Source organism: Streptomyces sp. NPDC047061, from assembly GCF_040643955.1.
Lineage (GTDB): Bacteria > Actinomycetota > Actinomycetes > Streptomycetales > Streptomycetaceae > Streptomyces.
Window position 1 is genome coordinate 64441 of the sequence record NZ_JBEYVI010000042.1, and the last position, 16735, is coordinate 81175.

The 16735-nt window shown below is 72.0% G+C and carries 17 protein-coding genes; 8 read left to right on the plus strand and 9 right to left on the minus strand.

The window, feature by feature from the left end:
* Window positions 1-2 precede the first annotated feature (2 nt).
* The 4 genes from ABZ887_RS40915 (at window position 3) to ABZ887_RS40930 (ending at window position 4052) form a co-directional block, all read left to right on the plus strand.
* Complete coding sequence (locus ABZ887_RS40915) at window positions 3-2669, plus strand: LuxR C-terminal-related transcriptional regulator (RefSeq protein ID WP_361301878.1); 2667 nt, start codon at window positions 3-5, stop codon at window positions 2667-2669.
* Between the two features lie 111 nt (window positions 2670-2780).
* A complete protein-coding gene (locus tag ABZ887_RS40920; RefSeq protein ID WP_361301881.1) occupies window positions 2781-2978 on the plus strand; it encodes a hypothetical protein in 198 nt (65 codons plus the stop codon).
* A 126-nt stretch (window positions 2979-3104) separates the two neighbouring features.
* Complete coding sequence (locus ABZ887_RS40925) at window positions 3105-3575, plus strand: SHOCT domain-containing protein (RefSeq protein WP_361301884.1); 471 nt, start codon at window positions 3105-3107, stop codon at window positions 3573-3575.
* A gap of 33 nt (window positions 3576-3608) precedes the next feature.
* On the plus strand, window positions 3609-4052 hold the full coding sequence (locus tag ABZ887_RS40930) for a hypothetical protein (protein ID WP_361301887.1): 444 nt from the start codon (window positions 3609-3611) through the stop codon (window positions 4050-4052).
* Between the two features lie 40 nt (window positions 4053-4092).
* Here ABZ887_RS40930 and ABZ887_RS40935 read toward each other — a convergent pair whose 3' ends face one another.
* Window positions 4093-4998 carry a LysR substrate-binding domain-containing protein gene (locus ABZ887_RS40935; protein WP_361301890.1) on the minus strand — a complete coding sequence of 302 codons (906 nt, stop codon included), beginning with the start codon at window positions 4996-4998 and terminating at the stop codon, window positions 4093-4095.
* Window positions 4999-5143: 145 nt separating this feature from the next.
* On the opposite strand from ABZ887_RS40935, the gene ABZ887_RS40940 reads away from it, so the two are divergent.
* The 3 genes from ABZ887_RS40940 to ABZ887_RS40950 all read left to right on the plus strand — a co-directional run bounded on the left by ABZ887_RS40940 (window position 5144) and on the right by ABZ887_RS40950 (window position 8100).
* Window positions 5144-6034, plus strand: a complete 891-nt coding sequence (locus ABZ887_RS40940; RefSeq protein WP_361301893.1) for an SDR family oxidoreductase — start codon at window positions 5144-5146, stop codon at window positions 6032-6034.
* 84 nt (window positions 6035-6118) lie between these two features.
* A complete protein-coding gene (locus ABZ887_RS40945; RefSeq protein WP_361301896.1) occupies window positions 6119-7597 on the plus strand; it encodes an AlkA N-terminal domain-containing protein in 1479 nt (492 codons plus the stop codon).
* Between the two features lie 20 nt (window positions 7598-7617).
* Window positions 7618-8100 carry a methylated-DNA--[protein]-cysteine S-methyltransferase gene (locus tag ABZ887_RS40950; protein ID WP_361301899.1) on the plus strand — a complete coding sequence of 161 codons (483 nt, stop codon included), beginning with the start codon at window positions 7618-7620 and terminating at the stop codon, window positions 8098-8100.
* A 70-nt stretch (window positions 8101-8170) separates the two neighbouring features.
* Here ABZ887_RS40950 and ABZ887_RS40955 read toward each other — a convergent pair whose 3' ends face one another.
* The 3 genes from ABZ887_RS40955 to ABZ887_RS40965 are packed head-to-tail and all read right to left on the minus strand — an operon-like array spanning window position 8171 to window position 10560.
* Window positions 8171-8908, minus strand: a complete 738-nt coding sequence (locus ABZ887_RS40955) for a Sir2 family NAD-dependent protein deacetylase (RefSeq protein WP_361301902.1) — start codon at window positions 8906-8908, stop codon at window positions 8171-8173.
* Window positions 8909-8965: 57 nt separating this feature from the next.
* A complete protein-coding gene (locus ABZ887_RS40960) occupies window positions 8966-9460 on the minus strand; it encodes an NUDIX hydrolase (protein ID WP_361301905.1) in 495 nt (164 codons plus the stop codon).
* Window positions 9457-10560 (minus strand): ADP-ribosylglycohydrolase family protein, encoded by a 1104-nt coding sequence (locus ABZ887_RS40965; protein WP_361301908.1) that lies wholly within the window; start codon window positions 10558-10560, stop codon window positions 9457-9459. Before ABZ887_RS40965 ends, ABZ887_RS40960 begins: the two co-directional genes overlap by 4 nt.
* A 156-nt stretch (window positions 10561-10716) precedes the next feature.
* On the opposite strand from ABZ887_RS40965, the gene ABZ887_RS40970 reads away from it, so the two are divergent.
* On the plus strand, window positions 10717-11853 hold the full coding sequence (locus ABZ887_RS40970) for a glycerate kinase (protein ID WP_361301965.1): 1137 nt from the start codon (window positions 10717-10719) through the stop codon (window positions 11851-11853).
* Window positions 11854-11880: 27 nt separating this feature from the next.
* Here ABZ887_RS40970 and ABZ887_RS40975 read toward each other — a convergent pair whose 3' ends face one another.
* The 5 genes from ABZ887_RS40975 to ABZ887_RS40995 form a co-directional block, all read right to left on the minus strand.
* Window positions 11881-13107, minus strand: a complete 1227-nt coding sequence (locus ABZ887_RS40975) for an alpha/beta fold hydrolase (RefSeq protein WP_361301911.1) — start codon at window positions 13105-13107, stop codon at window positions 11881-11883.
* Window positions 13108-13337: 230 nt separating this feature from the next.
* The gene (gene pssA / locus ABZ887_RS40980; RefSeq protein ID WP_361301968.1) at window positions 13338-14162 is read right to left on the minus strand and encodes a CDP-diacylglycerol--serine O-phosphatidyltransferase; all 825 of its coding nucleotides are present in this window, start codon (window positions 14160-14162) and stop codon (window positions 13338-13340) included.
* 22 nt (window positions 14163-14184) lie between these two features.
* Window positions 14185-14841 carry a phosphatidylserine decarboxylase gene (locus ABZ887_RS40985; protein ID WP_361301914.1) on the minus strand — a complete coding sequence of 219 codons (657 nt, stop codon included), beginning with the start codon at window positions 14839-14841 and terminating at the stop codon, window positions 14185-14187.
* 169 nt (window positions 14842-15010) lie between these two features.
* Window positions 15011-16216: an acyl-CoA dehydrogenase family protein gene (locus ABZ887_RS40990; RefSeq protein ID WP_361301917.1), complete on the minus strand. Its 1206-nt coding sequence runs from the start codon at window positions 16214-16216 to the stop codon at window positions 15011-15013.
* A 3-nt stretch (window positions 16217-16219) separates the two neighbouring features.
* Window positions 16220-16732, minus strand: coding sequence for a MaoC family dehydratase (locus tag ABZ887_RS40995; protein WP_217547894.1), 513 nt, complete (start codon window positions 16730-16732; stop codon window positions 16220-16222).
* Window positions 16733-16735: the final 3 nt, after the last annotated feature.

The following is a 16735-nucleotide window of genomic DNA, read 5'->3' on the forward strand; positions in this document are numbered from 1 at the left end:
CTGTGACCGCGAGGGACGACAGCACACGGGGACCGGCCGTCGGGTACGCCGATCCACTGGGGGAGCCGTTTCTGCGCACCCGGTTCGCCGTCCCGGCCAGACCCGCCACCTTCGTCCGCAGGCCCCGGCTGACCGCCCACCTCGGCCAGGCCCTCGACACCCCGCTGACCATGGTCAACGGCGCCGCCGGAGCCGGTAAGACCCTTCTCGTCGCCGACTGGGCGGCCGGGCTCGGCCGACCGGTCGCCTGGCTCACCAACGAGGCGGGCGACCAGGGATCCGGCATGTTCTGGGCCCATGTCCTGCACGCCCTGCACACCGCCGGAACACCGCTGCCCGCCGGAATCGGCGGCTCTCCCGGCGGCGTCCGCATGGTGGACCACCGGCTGCTGGGCCGCCTCGCCGACGAGCTGAACGGCCGCGACCGGCCCGCGATCCTCGTCCTCGACGAGTTCGACCGGCAGACCGCCCCGGAGACGGCCGAGCAGCTGGAGTTCGTCCTCCACCACGCCGGACGGGGACTGCGGCTGATCCTGGTCACCCGCACCGAACCCCTGCTGCCCCTGCACCGCTACCGGGCGGCGGCGGCCATCACCGAGATCAGGAACGACGAGCTGGCCTTCACCCCCGAGGAGGCGGCCGACCTGCTGGCCCGGCACGGCCTGCGGCTGCCCGCCGACGCCGCCCGCGCCCTGGTGGAGCGCACCCGGGGCTGGGCGGCCGGACTGCGCCTGAGCGCCCTGGCCGCCCAGCAGAGCACGGATCCGGAGACGTACCTGAAGGAGTTCGAGGCCGGGCACAGCACCATCGCCGACTTCCTCCTCGCCGAGGTGGTCGGACGGCAGCCGTCCCGGACGCGGGACCTGCTGCTGCGGGTCAGCGTCCTGGACCGGTTCGGCCCCGAGCTGGCGGAGGCGCTCACCGGCCGCCCCGACGCCGGGCCGCTGCTGGCCGGGCTGTGCCGGCAGAACGCCTTCGTCGAGGACCTCGGGCACTCCTGCTACCGGCTGCATCCGCTGTTCGGGGAGATCCTCCGGGTCCATCTGCGGGCGCGCACCCCGGGCCTGGAACCCGAACTGCACCGGCGCGCCGCCTGGTGGCTGCGGGCCCACGGCGCGGTGCCCGAGGCGCTGGCCCACGGCGCGGCGGCGGCCGACTGGGAGTGCGCCGCGGGCGCCCTCGTCGACGACCTGGCGATCGGCCGGCTTCTCACGGGCCCGCGCGCCGACGACCTCACCGAGCTGTTCTCCGGGATGGGCCCGGAGGCCGGCGGAGCGGACGTGGACCTGGTGCGCGCGGCCCGTGAGCTGTCCGAGCACGATCTCGACCACGGCCTGGCCCACCTCGGCCGCGCCGAGGAGAGCCTGAACCCCGGCGCCCTGAACCCCGGCGCGACCACCGCCGCCGGCCGGCTGAGCTGCGAGCTCCTGGAATCCCTGGCGGCCAGGCTGACCGGTTCCCCGGACCGCGCCGAACAGGCGACGGCCGCGGCCGCGCGACTGCGCCGCGAGGTGCCCGCCCACCTCCTCGACAGGCATCCCGAACTCACCGCCCTGCTCCTCACCCAGCTGGGCTCGGCCCGGGTGTGGGCAGGGCACTTCGAGGCGGCCCGCGCCGCCCTGACCGAGGTGGCCGACCTCCCCGGCGCCGCCCTGACCGAACTGCGCCGGGAGGACTGTCTCGGGCATCTGGCACTGCTCGACTACCTCGACGGCTGGCCCGACCGCGCGGAGAGCCGGGCCCTGGCCGCGACGGACGTGACGCGGCACTGCGGCGGGCGCCCGTTCCCCGGCGCCGGGCTCGGACAGCTGGTGCTGGCCGCCGTGGCCGTCGACCGCGACGAGCTGGAGCGGGCCCGGGCCCTGCTGGCCGAGGCCGCCGAGTACGGTCCCGGACCCGGCGTACCCGACCCGGTGACCGAGGCGTGCCGCGCCCTGGCGACGAGCCGGCTGCACCTCGCCCTCGGCGACCCGGATGCCGCCGCGCACGCCGCCGACCCGGTCGTACGGACCCAGGTGACCTCGCCCTGGGCCCGCGCCAACGCGGCCCTGGCCGGCGCGGCCGCCCTGCTCGCCGAGGGACGGGCCGGCCCGGCCGCCGAGGTGCTGGACGGGATCGATCACCCCGGCGCACCCCTGTGCGCCGCGGACGTCGCGTGGGCACGGCTCGCCGCCGGCCGGTGCGAGGAAGCCGTCGAGACGGCCGACCGGCTGTGCGCGGAGGACGGGACCGGCCCCGGGGTCACGGTCCGGGCCACCCTGGTACGGGCCCGCGCCGCGGCCGACGCGGGGGACACCGGCACCGCCCGCAAGCTGCTCGCCAGAGCCCTGCTGGAGGCACGCCGGGACCGGCTGCGGCGCCCGTTCCTCGATGCCGGGCCGGGGATCCGCCGCCTCCTGGACACCCCGCCGCTGCACGGCCTGGCCGCGGGCTGGCTGCACGGCGACGGCCGCGGAGACTCCGCGCCGCTGCTCGTCGAGGAGCTCAGCGGCCGGGAGCGCGAGGTGCTCGGCCGGCTGGCGCAGATGATGTCCACGCAGGAGATCGCCGCCGATCTGTACGTCTCCGTGAACACGGTGAAGACGCACCTCAAGAGCATCTACCGGAAACTCGGCGTGGGCCGGCGCGGCGACGCGGTGCGCCGGGCCCGCGAACGCGGACTGCTGTGACCGCCGCCCGCCCCGGCCCCCGGTTCACCTGCGCCGGGTGAGGCCGGCGGGCGGCCGCGAGGAGCAGGATCACTGGACAGACCGCAGCAGACCCGCGGCGGGAGACGGCTCATGCGCTACGAGATCCGCGTCGAAGGGACCATGTCGGAGTTGCTGACCCGGGCCTTCCCGGAGATGGAACACGTGACGATGTCCGGCGAGACGGTCCTGTTCGGTCCCGTCGTCGACGAAGCGCATCTGTACGGCCTGCTGAACCGCTGTCTGTCCCTGGGGCTGCGGGTGGTCGAGATGCGGCGCCTGCCGGAGTGACGGGGCCGCCGACCCGGGAGCGGCGCACGATCACCCGCCCCGGGTGAGGAACCCCGGCGCCCGCCGTGCGCACGCTGGGACCGCAGGGCGCGGCCGACCGGCCGGCGCCGTGGACGGAGGACGTACATGAGCGCGCAGACCTACCTCGCATACGACTATCCGCTGCTGAGCGCCTTCTGGACGATGCTGTGGCTCTTCCTGTGGATCATGTGGCTGGTCCTGCTGTTCCGGGTCATCGTGGACATCTTCCGCGACGACTCGATGGGCGGCTGGGCCAAGGCCGGCTGGCTGGCCCTCTGCATCGTGGTCCCCTTCCTGGGCGTCCTCGTCTATGTGATCGCCCGCGGCAAGGGCATGGGGCAGCGGGAGATCACCCAGGCCCGCGACCAGCAGAAGGCGTTCGAGTCGTACATCCGGCAGACCGCCCAGGGCGGCCCCGGCCAGACCAGCAGCGTCGACGAACTGGCCAAGCTCTCCGAGATGAAGTCCCGCGGTGACATCTCGGACGAGGAGTTCCGCAAGGCCAAGGCACTGGTCCTGAGCGACTACCCGCCGGCCGAGCGCTCCGGCTCGGTGCCCACCGCCCACGGGCGCTGAGCACCCCCTCCGAGAACGAATCGAGGCAGCCCTATGACCGCCACACATCCCGCGCACCACCCGCACCAGCACACCGCCAAGATGGCGTGGGCCGGCGGACTGACCGCCTTCGCGGGCGTCATGCTCCTGATCGCCGGACTGCTCGCCGTGTTCCGGGGCATCATGGCGATCGCCCAGGACGACGTCTTCGTCACGACCCCCAACTACGTGTTCAAGTTCGACCTCACCAGCTGGGGCTGGATCCACCTGGTCCTGGGCGTGATCGCCGTGGTCGTCAGCATCGGCCTCTTCCAGCCGGCCGCGTGGGCACGCGGCGCCGGTGTGGCCATCGCCGCGCTGGTGATCATCGCCAACTTCCTGTCCCTGCCGTACTACCCGGTCTGGTCCGTGGTGATGATCGCGCTGTCCGGGTTCATCATCTGGGCGCTGTGCGTGGCGCGCGACGACTCGGCGGACACGGGCACGGACCTGGGCTGACCGGCGCGGCCGGTGCCGTATCCCGCGTGCGGGACTCGCTTCACACCGAGTCCCGCACGCGCGGCGTGACTTTCCCGTCGGGCACCAGACGCGCCTCGGCCGCGCGGCGGAACGCCGCGCCCAGCGGGTGGCGGTCGCCCGTGCGCGTGGCCAGCACCACCTGGACGGGGCCCGCGTCCACGACCGGGACGAGGGCGATGTCCGGCCGCACGTTGCCGCGGAACCCGGCCGGCGCCAGGGACACCACCTCACCGCTCGCGACCAGCTCCAGCTTGTCCTCCAGGGTCTCCACCACGGGGCCCAGGTTGGTGTGGCCGGGGGGATTCGCCCCGATCCGGTCGGAGCCGGTGAAGCGGGGGAGCGGCTCGTCGGCGAAGTCGGCGAGGGTGACCGACTCCCGGCCGGCCAGCCGGTGGCCGAGCGGCACCAGGAGGACGCGCGGCTCGTCGTAGAGGACCGTGATGTCCAGGCCGTCGGCGGAGAACACGAGCCGCGTGACCACCACGTCGACCCGGTGGTCGAGCAGTGCGTCCCGCGGTTCGTTCCAGTCCACGTGCAGGGTGCGGACGTCGGCCGCCGGGTGGCGGTGGCGCAGCTCGCGCACGGCCGGGGTGACGATCATGTTGGTGGTGTAGCCGACGGTGAACGTGCCCTGCGCGGCCGCCGAGCGCGCACTCGCGGCGGCCCGGCCCGCCGTCCGCAGCAGCTCCCTGGCCTGGGGCAGGAAGACCGCCCCGGCTTCGGTGAGCCGGGTCCCGCGCGGCGTACGGTCGAGCAGCCGGGCGCCCAGCTGGTGCTCCAGGCGCCGGATCTGACGGCTCAGCGACGGCTGGGCCAGATGCAGCGCGTCGGCGGCGCGGCCGAAGTGCAACTCCTCGGCGACCACGGTGAAGTAGCGCACCAGGCGCAGCTCCAGGTCCACCGGCGGTACGAGGGAATCGGGCACCCGTCGACTCTACTCCGGCCGCCGTGAGCTGCGGTCATGACCGGACGGGCATCACCGGGTGCGGAACAGGTCTTGGACCCGGGGTCCGGGCTGGGCGCACGCTGGAGTCATCCCAACACATTCACTCTCCGTGAGGTGATCTGTCATGCGTGTGTTCGTCACCGGCGCCACCGGTTTCATCGGCAGCGCGGTGGTCCGCGAACTGCTCGGCGCCGGCCACCAGGTGCTCGGCCTCGCCCGCTCGGACGCGGCCGAGGCGGCCCTGAAGGAGGTGGGGGCGGAGGTGCACCGGGGCGACCTGAACGACGTCGACGGGCTGCGGATCGCGGCGGCCGCGACGGACGGGGTGGTCCACACGGGCTACAACCACGACTTCTCCGACATGCCGGGTGCTCTCCGTACCGAACTCGGCGTGCTGCGGGCCCTCGGTGACGCGCTCGCCGGGTCCGGCCGGCCCCTCGTCGTCACCTCCGTGACCGGCCTCCTCGCCCCGGGCCGCCTCGGCACCGAGGAGGACGGGCCCGACCGGGCGGGCCCCGGCGTCCACCGGGCCGAGGCGGAACGCTCCGCCCTGGCCCTCGCCGACCGGGGGGTACGGGTCTCGGCGATCCGGCTCCCCCAGGTGCACGGAGCCGGCGACCATGCCTTCGTCCCGCACCTGATCGGTATCGCCCGCGAGAAGGGCGCCGCCGCCTACGTCGGTGACGGCACCAACCGCTGGGCGGCCGTGCACCGCCTGGACGCCGCCGGCCTCTACCGCAGGGCCGTGGAGACGGCCCCGGCCGGCGCGGTGCTGCACGCGGTCGCGGACGAGGGGGTCACGCTCCGAGACATCACCGAGGTCATCGGCCGCCGGCTCGACCTGCCGGTCGTGTCCCTGGCACCGGAGGAGGCGGCCGGCCACTTCGGCTGGCTGGCCCGCTTCGTCGGCAACGACAATCCCACGTCGAGCGCCGCCACCCGGAAGCGGTACGACTGGCAGCCAGAGCAGCCCGGGCTGCTGGCCGACCTCGACCAGGACCACTACTTCGGCTGAGGGCCGAAGGCTCCCGGAGGCCAGCCCACCTTCGTGTCGGATTTCCGCCAGCATCGGCCCCACCCGGTGGCCGATGCTGGATCCATGCAGAAAGGGATGCACCACGACCGCGAGCACTGCGTACGGGCCGTGCAGTCGAAGGACGCGCGGTTCGACGGCTGGTTCTTCACGGCCGTCCTGACCACCCGCATCTACTGCCGGCCCAGCTGCCCGGTGGTACCGCCCAAACCCGAGAACATGACGTTCTACCCGAGTGCGGCCGCCTGCCAGCAGGCCGGGTTCCGGGCGTGCAAGCGCTGCCGTCCCGACACCAGCCCCGGTTCCCCGGAGTGGAACCAGCGCGCCGACCTGGTCGCCCGCGCCATGCGGCTGATCGCCGACGGGGTCGTGGACCGCGAGGGCGTACCCGGCCTCGCCGCCCGTCTCGGCTACAGCGCCCGGCAGGTGGAGCGCCAGCTGCTCGCCGAACTCGGCGCCGGCCCGCTGGCCCTGGCCCGGGCCCAACGCGCCCAGACCGCCCGCCTGTTGATCGAGACGACCGCCCTGCCGATGGCGGAGATCGCCTTCGCCGCCGGCTTCTCCTCGATCCGCACCTTCAACGACACCGTCCGCGAGGTCTTCGCGCTCTCCCCGAGCGAACTGCGCGACCGGCGCCCCAGGTCGGCGCATCAAGCCCCGGGTGCACTCACCCTCCGCCTGCCCTTCCGCGCCCCCCTCAACCCCGACAACCTCTTCGGCCACCTTGCGGCCACCGCCGTACCCGGCGTCGAGGAGTGGCGGGACGGCGCCTACCGGCGGACCCTGCGGCTGCCGTACGGCCACGGCATCGCCGCCCTCGCCCCGAAGCCCGACCACATCGCCTGTCGGCTCACCCTCAGCGACCTGCGCGACCTGCCCGTCGCCATCAGCCGCTGCCGGCGCATGCTCGACCTGGACGCCGACCCGGTGGCGATCGACGACCAGCTCCGCACGGATCCCTTCCTGGCGCCGCTGGTGGACAAGGCGCCCGGCCGTCGGGTGCCGCGCACCGTCGACGAGGCGGAGTTCGCCGTCCGGGCCGTGCTCGGGCAGCAGGTCTCCACGGCCGCCGCCCGCACCCACGCGGCCCGCCTGGTGACCGCCCACGGCACCCCGGTGGACGACCCCGAGGGCGGCCTCACCCACCTCTTCCCGTCCCCGGAGGCGCTCGCGGAGGCGCCCCCCGACTCCCTGGCGATGCCCCGCACCCGCCGCACCACCTTCACCACCCTGGTGGGCCAACTCGCGGACGGCACCCTCCACCTGGGCGTCGAGAGCGACTGGGCCGAGGCGCGCGCCAGGCTCCTCGCCCTCCCCGGCTTCGGCCCGTGGACCGTCGACGTCATCGCCATGCGCGCCCTCGGCGACCCCGACGCCTTCCTCCCCACCGACCTCGGAATCCGGCGCGCCGCCCAGGAGTTGGGCCTGCCCGGTACCCCGGCCGCGCTCACCGCACGCGCGGCGGCCTGGCGCCCCTGGCGGGCCTACGCCGTCCAGTACCTGTGGGCGACCGACAGCCACCCGATCAACTTCCTGCCCGTGTAAGCACGTTCAAGGACATTGCCGTGAAGAACCACACCGTGACCGACAGCCCCTATGGCCCCCTCACCCTGGTCGCCGAGGACGGCACCCTCTGCGGCCTCTACATGGAGGACCAGCGCCACCGCCCACCGGAGGAGACCTTCGGCACCCGCGACGACGACCTCTTCGCCGAGACCCAGGACCAGCTCTCCGCCTACTTCGCGGGCGAGTTGAAGGAGTTCACCGTCGAACTGTGCCTGAACGGCACTCCGTTCCAACGCAGCGTCTGGGAGCAGCTGTGCCTGATCCCCTACGGCGAGACCCGCTCGTACGGCGAACTGGCCGAGGCCCTCGGCAACCCCCAGGCCTCCCGCGCGGTCGGCCTCGCCAACGGGAAGAACCCGGTCGGCATCATCGTGCCCTGCCATCGCGTCATCGGCGCCAACGGCGGCCTCACCGGCTACGGCGGCGGCCTGCCCCGCAAGCAGCGCCTGCTGGACTTCGAACGGGGAGAGGGCCTCTTCTGACCGGATCCGTGGCCCGGAGGACCTGGATGTCGTCGTGACGCAGGTGCGCCCCGCCCGGGCCCAGGAACCGCTAGGAGTCGTTCTCCGCGCTCAGCCGATGGACCAGCTTGGGCAGCGCGGTACCGATGGGCTCGCGGATGACTTCGGCGGCGAGTTCGTCGTACGGCGTGGGCTCCGCGTTGACGATGACCAGCCGGGCGCCGTGGTCGGCGGCCACGCCCGCGAGTCCGGCGGCCGGCTGCACCTGGAGGCTGCTCCCGACGGCGATGAACACCGTGCACGCCTTGCTGATGGCGAGGGCCTCGCCGAGGACGTCCGGGTCGAGCCGCTCACCGAACATCACGGTCGCCGACTTGAGGATGCCCCCGCACTCCAGGCACGGCGGGTCCTCCTCGCCGGCCTCGACGCGGGCGAGCGCGTCCGCCATCGATCCCCGGGCGTGGCACCTGGTGCACACCACACTGCGCGCCGAACCGTGCAGTTCGAGCACCTTGCGGGCGGGCATCCCGGCAAGCTGGTGCAGCCCGTCGACGTTCTGCGTGATCACCCGTACGGGTGTCCCCGCCTGCTCCAGCTCGGCGACGGCCCGGTGCGCCGCGTTGGGCTCGGCCTTCAGCGTCCGGTTCTTGCGCCGCATCTGCCAGGACCGGCGCCGGATCTCCGGGTCGCCCATGTAGTACTCGTACGTCACGAGCTTCTCGGCCTCGGGATCCTTGCGCCACAGCCCGTTCGGGCCGCGGTAGTCGGGGATCCCGGAGTCGGTCGAGATACCGGCGCCGCTGAGGATGGCGACGAGGGGCTTGGTCATGTGTTCGAGGGTAGGGCGGGGCCGGTGCGGGCGGCGAGCGGATATCGGTCCGGCCGGTCACCCCACGCGGTTGCCGTTCTCCAGCTCGGCGGGGCCCGTGCCCTCGGCCAGTACGTCCAGCGCGACCAGGACGCGACGGCCCAGCGAACCCGGGAGGTGGGCGGTGATCTCCTCGCGCGGCACCAGCCGCCAGGACAGCAGCTCCTCCTCCTGGAGCCTGATCGCCCCGAGGTCCGCGTCGGCGAGGACACCGCCGTCGTACACGTAGGCCACGATCGGCGGACGTCCGGCGCCGTGCACCCAGTCCACCGTCAGCAGCCGGCCCATCTCCCGGTCCAGGCCGATCTCCTCCAGGGTCTCCCGGCGGGCGCCCTGGCGCGGGGTCTCCCCGTCGTCGGACTCGACGGTCCCGCCCGGCAGCGCCCAGCCCTCCCGGTAGTTGGGCTCCACGAGCAGAACCCGTCCCTCCGTGTCCCGGAAGAGGGCGGCGGCCCCGGCGAGGATCCGGGGGAGGCTCGCGATGTACGCGGCGTAGGCGTCAGTCGTGGTCACTCGGGAAGCGTAGCGAGTGCGGACCCGCTGCCGGTCCGGGCGACGTGTACGGTGCGTGCCGCCAGCTCGCCGACGCGGGCCCCGTCGAAGCCGAGGACGGCGCTGCGGACCGTGTCCTCCAGGGGGTCCTTCCACTGGCCCGGGACGGCCGCCGCGCCGGTCAGCACCCCGGCCACCGAACCGGCCGTCGCCCCGTTGGAGTCGGTGTCCAGGCCGCCGCGCACGGTGAGGGCGATGGTCCGGGTGAAGTCGCCGTCGCCGTACAGCAGCCCGGCGGTCAGGACGGCCACGTTCGGGACGGAGTGGATCCAGCCGAGGCCGGAGGTCTCGGCCGAGACGGTGGTGAGGGTGTCCTCCCAGCTCAGCCGGGTCTCGTGGAGGGAGACGACCCGGCGCACGGTCCTGGCCAGCCGGCAGCCCGCCGGTACGACGGTGAGCGCGGTGTCGACCGCCTGCCGCACCGTCGGCGCGGTGAACGCCGCCGAGATCAGCGCGGCGGCCCACATCGCGCCGTACACCCCGTTCCCGGAGTGGGAGAGCACCGCGTCGCGGCGGGCGAGGGCGGCGGCCCGCCGCGGGTCGCCGGGGCAGGTCCAGCCGAAGACGTCGGCGCGGATCAGGGCGCCGATCCACTCCTGGTAGGGATTGTCGTAGGTGGCGGTGAGGGGCGGTCTCAGCCCGTTGACGAGGTTGCGGTAGGCGGCCCGTTCCGCCGTGAAGGTCTGCAGGTACGGCAGCCTCTGCAGCCACAGTTCGCCGACCTGCTCGGTGCTGAAGCCGAAGCCGTGGGTCTCCAGGAGGTGCAGGCCGAGGATCGCGTAGTCGACGTCGTCGTCGCGGCAGCTGCCGTGGATCCGGCCGCGCACGCACTGGCGCCACTCCGGGCGCAGCGCGCGGGCGTCGCTCTCGTCGGCGGGCTCGGGGAGGTAGTCGGTGAGCGGCAGGGCGGCGGCCCGTCGCAGATAGCCGTCGATGCGCTGCCGGGTCCACACGTCGCCCTGCTCGACCGGTTTGCCGAGCATGTTGCCCGCGATCCGGCCGAGCCAGCCGCCGAGCACCCGGTCGGCGAACTCGGGTACCGGAGGTCCGAGACTGCTCATGGCTGTGGTGTACCCGTTTTCCGGTGTCCTGTCCTCCCAGCCGGTTCCCAGCCCCTGCCCAGGCTTCGGGCCGGGCATGACGGGGAGGGTGTCCTCCGGTTAAGGTCACAGCGGCGCGACTGGCCTTGACGTGCACGAGGCCCGGAGAGCAAGGGGATACAGGTGACACAGCGCGTGCTCATCGCCGCGGACAAGTTCAAGGGCTCGCTGACGGCCGTGCAGGTCGCCGAGCGGGTCACGGCGGGGCTCAGGCGGATCGTGCCGGGCCTCGACGTCGAGGCGCTGCCCGTCGCGGACGGCGGGGACGGCACGGTGGCCGCGGCCGTCGCGGCCGGATTCGAACGGCACGAGCGGGAGGTCGCCGGTCCGCTGGGGCAGGAGGTCACCGCCGCGTTCGCGCTGCGCGGCGACACCGCGGTCGTGGAGATGGCCGAGGCGAGCGGCCTGCAGCGACTGCCCCGCGGTGTCTTCGCACCCCTGACGGCCTCCACGTACGGCTCCGGAGAGCTGCTGCGGGCCGCACTGGACGCGGGTGCGCGCACCATCGTCTTCGGGGTCGGCGGGAGCGCCACGACCGACGGCGGCGCCGGGATGCTGTCGGCGCTCGGGGCGCGGTTCCTGGACGAGGACGGCGAACCTGTTGCGCCGGGTGGCGGCGGTCTCGCCGACCTGGCCCGCGTGGACCTGTCCGGCCTGGACCCGCGCCTGTCCGACGTCGACCTCGTCCTCGCCAGCGACGTCGACAACCCGCTCACCGGCCCCAAGGGCGCGCCCGCCGTGTACGGCCCGCAGAAGGGGGCCTCGCCGGACGACGTGGCGACCCTGGACGAGGCGCTGAGCCACTTCGCCAAGGTCGTGGAGGCCGAGGCCGGTCCGCGCACCGCCGGGTACGCGACCGCGCCGGGCGCGGGGGCGGCCGGGGGCATCGGATACGGCGCCCTGCTGCTCGGCGCCCGTTTCCGGCCCGGCATCGAGGTGATGCTCGACGTCCTGGGCTTCGCGCCCGCGCTGGAGCGGGCGTCGCTGGTGATCACGGGCGAGGGCTCGCTGGACGAGCAGACCCTGCACGGAAAGGCACCGGCCGGAGTGGCGGCCGCGGCCCGCGCCGCCGACAAGGAGGTCGTGGCGGTCTGCGGCCGCCTCGCCCTGCCGCCGGCGGCGCTCGGCCGGGCCGGGATCCGCCGCGCCTACCCGCTGACCGAGGTCGAACCCGACGTGGTGAAGTGCATCGCGGACGCCGGGCCGATCCTGGAGCGGGTGGCGGAGCAGATCGCGCGGGACTTTCTCTGCTGAGGGCGGCCTGGCTCTGCTGAGGGCGGCCTAGACCGGCGTCAGGACACCTGTCGAGTCTCGGTAGTAGCTGCCGCTCGTGAGGCCCCACACCTTGTGCTTGTTGTGGAGCCACTGGAACGCGATCTCGTGCACGATCGTGGCGGGGCGCTCCCAGACTACGGAGTGTCCCGCACCCTCCAGCTCGAACATCAGTTTCTCGGGCCCTCCGATCGCCTTGTAGAGGGCCGGCACGGAGAAGCGCAGGGGCGGGGGAACCGGGACGTTCGGCTGGGTGTTGGCCGTCTTGTCCAGTTCCCCGTAGACGATGGCGACGGGAACCCGGTCACCGAGGATGTAGTTGGCCAGCGCGTCCTGGTAGGGCACCGTCTCCTTGGTCCAGCCCCAGAAGTAGGGGTTCCGGAACCGGTGGATGCCCTCGTACGCGCCGGACGGCAGCTTCTGGCCCCATGTGCTGCCGACAGGGTCGTTCGCCATCATGGCGGCCCATACCCTGTCCTCCATGCCGGGCTCCCGTTGGGGTGGGTCGCCCTGCTCGCGGTTCCACGCGTCCACGAAGCCCTGCTTGCTGCTGACGAACATCGGGAAGCCGTACAGGGTGGGCGGTTCGGAGACCGGCAGCTGGGTGCCCGGCGGGATCGCGAAGGGGTCCGCGGGGTCGCCCGACCACCGCCCTGCAGGCGGGAAGACGGGGGCGAGCAGGAAGAGGCTCTTGACCATCTCGGGGTGCTGGAGGGTGTACGGCCCCATGGACGGTGCCGCGGCGGACCAGCCGATGAAGTCCATCGGCTTGTTCCTGCCGGGCAGCGACCTGATGAAGTCGACCACGGTGGCCAGCTCCGCGCATTCGCTGTCGGTGTTGCTCAGCTGGTGCGGGTACAGCGGCGGCCCGGTGTACGGGGGCGACAGCGGATTGGGCGACAGGACGCTGCGCTGTGCCGGGCTGGCGTTGCGGGGCTCGTCCATCTTCGGGCGTGGCGACCGCCCGTTGCCCTGCAGGTCCATCATGAAGACGTCGTAGTGGTGCTTGGCCAGGTCCTGTGCCCAGTTGTAGTCGATGGCGGACCCGGGGACCGTCAGGTCGTACCCGGCGAGGACCGGCACGCTCCTGCCGTGGAGCATCAGTACCACCTCGTGAGGCTGGTTGCCCTGGGTGCCGTCGTACTCCCGGACGAAGAGACTGACGGTGTCGCCCTCGTTCGCCGGGATCTTCGAGACGTGCGGGACCGAGTAGTCCTTGGGGGTGGGTGCGGGCATGGCTGTCCTCCGATCCGTAAGAGGCGGGTCATCCCCATCCCCGAATGGGGACAAATCCCCGTAAAATTCAACCCGATTCCACCGTCCTCTCCTGCCCGGTCCCCTGCAACTCGGCCCCGGCGAGGGGTGGTTGACCGGTCAATGGCCAACGCCGTACGCCCTTGAACGCGAAACGGGTGTGGCCCGAGCCTCGAAGGCTCGGGCCACACCCGTCGGCGGTACGCGGAACGTCAGGGCAGCTGGGCCGTCCGCGCCTCGCGCCTGTTGTCGCGGAAGTTGTTCACCCGGCGGGCCGTGGCGAACAGCGGGATCACCGCGCCCATCACCAGCTGCAGCGCGCAGCCGGTCTGGAGGAGCAGCTGGCCGCCGGGGGCGTCGAAGGCCCAGGCCGCCAGGAGGCCCATCGAGAGGACGATCCAGGCCAGCATCGCCCCGGCGAGGCGGCCGCGCGGCTTCGGGTACTCGACCCGGCTCACCATCAGCCACGCCGTGCCGAGGATCGCCAGGAGCGTCGCGAAGAACGGCAGCTCCAGGAGGACGATCGAGACGACGGTCAGCGCCCCGAAGGGGCTCGGCATGCCCTGGAACATGCCGTTCGGCGGCGTCACGCACGAGAAGCGCGCGAGTCTCAGCACCACGGCGAGGAGCACCACGACCGCTCCGACGGCGGCGACCTTCTGGTACGCGTCGTCGGCCACCATGCCGTAGACGAGCACGAAGTACGCCGGTGCGAGGCCGAAGCTGATCAGGTCGGAGAGGTTGTCCAGCTCCGCGCCCATGGGGGAGGAGCGCAGCTTCCGTGCCACCAGGCCGTCGAACAGGTCGAAGACCGCCGCGCAGAGCATGAGGATGACCGCGGTGGCGGCGCTGTGGCGTGCCATGCCGGCCGACTGGTCGTCCCCGGTGAGGTGCGGGATCAGGATGCCGGTGGTGGTGAAGTACACCGCCATGAAGCCGCACGTGGCGTTGCCCAGCGTGAGGGTGTCCGCTATCGACAGGCGGAGAGAGAGGGGCATCTCCTCCTCGTCCTCGCCGATCTCGTCGGCCTCGGGCACCCAGCCCGCCTGGGTCTCAGGATCAATCACGGTCAATGCGAGTCACCCCAGCCACGGTCTTCTGGCCGACCTCGACCGCGACCTTCACGCCCTCCGGCAGGTAGATGTCGACGCGCGAGCCGAAGCGGATCAGACCGATGCGGTCACCCTGCTCGACCTTCGTGCCCTGCGGGACGTAGGGGACGATACGGCGGGCCACCGCGCCGGCGATCTGGATCATCTCGATGTCGCCGAGTTCGGTGTCGAAATGCCAGACTACGCGCTCGTTGTTCTCGCTCTCCTTGTTGAAGGCGGGAACGAAGCCACCGGGGATGTGCTCCACCGACGTCACCTGGCCCGAGAGGGGCGCGCGGTTGACGTGGACGTTGAGCGGGCTCATGAAGATGGCGACGCGGGTACGTCCGTCCTTCCACGGCATGATGCTCTGCACCACACCGTCGGCAGGGGAGATGACACGGCCCTGGGCGATCTCACGCTCGGGGTCGCGGAAGAACCACAGCATGCCCGCCGCGAGCGCGGTGGCGGGCAGGGCGACGGCCTTGGCGGCGCCGGAGCGACGGGCGCGGAGCAGGCTGACGGCTGCGGTGGCGACGGTCGGGAGAAGCCACGGCGATGCTCCGCGCGCGAGGCGTACGCCGGCCAGGCTGTCTCGATGTGCAGAGGTTTGGCTGTGGGGCATGGATGACCTTCGTAGCGGATGATGCCGCGCAGGATACGGGGACGGCGGCTTTCCGGGATCGTACCGGTCGGGGGCCACAACTGGGCAAGCCAGGAAGACGAGTCGGCGGCCGAAGACCGTTGACGGGGTGTGATCTTCTTCTCGAAGAAAACACCCCGTACCGGGACAATCAGCCCTGGAATCGATACTCTTCGAGCAACCTTCGCCCGATGATCATTTTCTGGATCTCGGCGGTACCTTCGCCGATCAGCAACATCGGCGCCTCACGGTAGAGGCGTTCGATCTCGTACTCCTTCGAGAAGCCGTAGCCGCCGTGGATCCGGAAGGCGTCCTCCACGACCTCCTTGCAGTACTCGGAGGCGAGATACTTCGCCATCCCTGCCTCGAGGTCGTTTCGTTCCCCGGAGTCCTTTTTGCGTGCAGCGTTGACCATCATGGCATGCGCGGCCTCGACCTTGGTGGCCATCTCCGCCAGCTTGAACTGGATGGCCTGGTGCTGGGCGATCGGCTTGCCGAAAGTGTGACGCTGCTGGGCGTACCGGACGCCGAGCTCGAACGCGCGCTGGGCGACACCGCAGCCGCGCGCCGCCACGTTGACGCGGCCGACCTCGACTCCGTCCATCATTTGGTAAAAACCTCGGCCGGTGACCCCGCCGAGCACCCGATCGGCCGGGATCCGCAGCCCGTCCATGATCAGCTCGGTGGTGTCGACACCCTTGTAGCCCATCTTGTCGATCTTTCCGGGGATGGTGAGGCCGGGGCGGACCTCTCCGAAACCGGGCTCCTTCTCGACGAGGAAGGTCGTCATCGACTTGTGGGGGGCTGTGCCCTCGGGGTGTCCTTCGTCACTCCGGACGAGGACGGCCACCAGGGACGACGTGCCGCCGTTCGTGAGCCACATCTTCTGGCCGTTCAGGACGTACTCGTCGCCGTCCTTCACCGCCTTCGAGGTGATCGCCGACACGTCCGAGCCGAGCCCCGGCTCCGACATCGAGAACGCGCCCCGGATGTCGCCGGCCGCCATCCGCGGCAGGAAGTGCTCCTTCTGCTCCTGCGTGCCGTGCTGCTTGAGCATGTACGCCACGATGAAGTGCGTGTTGATGATCCCGGAGACGGACATCCAGCCGCGGGCGATCTCCTCGACGCACAGCGCGTACGTCAGGAGGGACTCGCCCAGGCCGCCGTACTCCTCGGGGATCATCAGGCCGAAGAGGCCGAGCTCCCTGAGGCCGTCGACGATCGCCTGCGGGTACTCGTCGCGGTGCTCCAGCTCGGTGGCGACCGGGATGATCTCCTTGTCCACGAAGTCGCGGACGGTGGAGAGGATCTCCTGCTGGACGTCGGTCAGACCGGCGGTCTGGGCGAGACGGGCCATCGCTTACTTCCCCTGTTCCTTCAGCTCGGGGCGGCCCGGCTGCTCGCCGCCGCGCTCCTTGATGTACGTCTCGGTCGGCACCATCACCTTGCGGCGGAAGATGCACACGAGCGTGCCGTCCTGCTTGTAGCCCTTGGTCTCGACGTAGACGATCCCGCGGTCGTTCTTCGACTTGGACGGCCACTTGTCGAGCACGGTCGTCTGGCCGTAGATCGTGTCGCCGTGGAAGGTCGGCGCCACGTGCTTGAGCGACTCGATCTCCAGGTTGGCGATCGCCTTGCCCGAGATGTCCGGTACGGACATGCCGAGCAGCAGCGAGTAGATGTAGTTCCCGACCACCACGTTCTTGCCGAAGTCCGTCGTCTTCTCGGCGTAGTTCGTGTCCATGTGGAGCGGGTGGTGGTTCATGGTGAGGAGACAGAACAGGTGGTCGTCGTACTCCGTGACCGTCTTTCCGGGCCAGTGCTTGTACGTCGCCCCGACCTCGAACTCCTCGTACGTGCGTCCGAACTGCATCGC

Bases quoted from the DNA above. Each gene is read 5' to 3' on its own strand.
- ABZ887_RS40920 (WP_361301881.1), top strand. From the start codon at position 2,781: ATGCGCTACGAGATCCGCGTCGAAGGGACCATGTCGGAGTTGCTGACC.
- ABZ887_RS40925 (WP_361301884.1), top strand. From the start codon at position 3,105: ATGAGCGCGCAGACCTACCTCGCATACGACTATCCGCTGCTGAGCGCC.
- ABZ887_RS40930 (WP_361301887.1), top strand. From the start codon at position 3,609: ATGACCGCCACACATCCCGCGCACCACCCGCACCAGCACACCGCCAAG.
- ABZ887_RS40940 (WP_361301893.1), top strand. From the start codon at position 5,144: ATGCGTGTGTTCGTCACCGGCGCCACCGGTTTCATCGGCAGCGCGGTG.
- ABZ887_RS40945 (WP_361301896.1), top strand. From the start codon at position 6,119: ATGCAGAAAGGGATGCACCACGACCGCGAGCACTGCGTACGGGCCGTG.
- ABZ887_RS40955 (WP_361301902.1), bottom strand. From the start codon at position 8,908: ATGACCAAGCCCCTCGTCGCCATCCTCAGCGGCGCCGGTATCTCGACC.
- ABZ887_RS40965 (WP_361301908.1), bottom strand. From the start codon at position 10,560: ATGAGCAGTCTCGGACCTCCGGTACCCGAGTTCGCCGACCGGGTGCTC.
- ABZ887_RS40975 (WP_361301911.1), bottom strand. From the start codon at position 13,107: ATGCCCGCACCCACCCCCAAGGACTACTCGGTCCCGCACGTCTCGAAG.
- ABZ887_RS40985 (WP_361301914.1), bottom strand. From the start codon at position 14,841: ATGCCCCACAGCCAAACCTCTGCACATCGAGACAGCCTGGCCGGCGTA.
- ABZ887_RS40990 (WP_361301917.1), bottom strand. From the start codon at position 16,216: ATGGCCCGTCTCGCCCAGACCGCCGGTCTGACCGACGTCCAGCAGGAG.
- ABZ887_RS40995 (WP_217547894.1), bottom strand. From the start codon at position 16,732: ATGCAGTTCGGACGCACGTACGAGGAGTTCGAGGTCGGGGCGACGTAC.